This window comes from Rhodococcus sp. CX, assembly GCF_015865005.1.
Lineage (GTDB): Bacteria > Actinomycetota > Actinomycetes > Mycobacteriales > Mycobacteriaceae > Rhodococcus.
Genome location: NZ_JADZGH010000214.1, coordinates 20,915 through 21,216 on the forward strand (window position 1 = coordinate 20,915; position 302 = coordinate 21,216).

At 71.2% G+C, this 302-nt stretch carries 1 pseudogene; it reads left to right on the plus strand.

The features are described 5' to 3' along the window. Positions 1-302: pseudogene (locus tag I0Q12_RS33660) on the plus strand (transposase); the annotation flags it as partial.

Sequence of the window (302 nt, forward strand, 5' to 3'; positions counted from 1 at the left end):
CTGGAGGCGAAGATCGCGGTCCTCGAGGACAATCGCCTCGCGATCGGTGTCAAACGCGGGAAGATCAACCGAGAGCTCGCGTTTCATTTCGCCCGGCAGGTGACTGACCATGCGACCGGCGCGGAGGCGACGGTGATCGCGGTGGAGGACCTGACCACCCTGGAGGCTCGCGGGCACGGCCGGAGCAACAACAATCGGGCGGCGCAGTCCGCCCGCCGTCGGGCCGCCGACGCCCTGGCCCACACCGCGGCCCGGGTGGGTGTGGTGGTGGTGTCGGTGCCCGCGCGGGGATCGTCGGCACG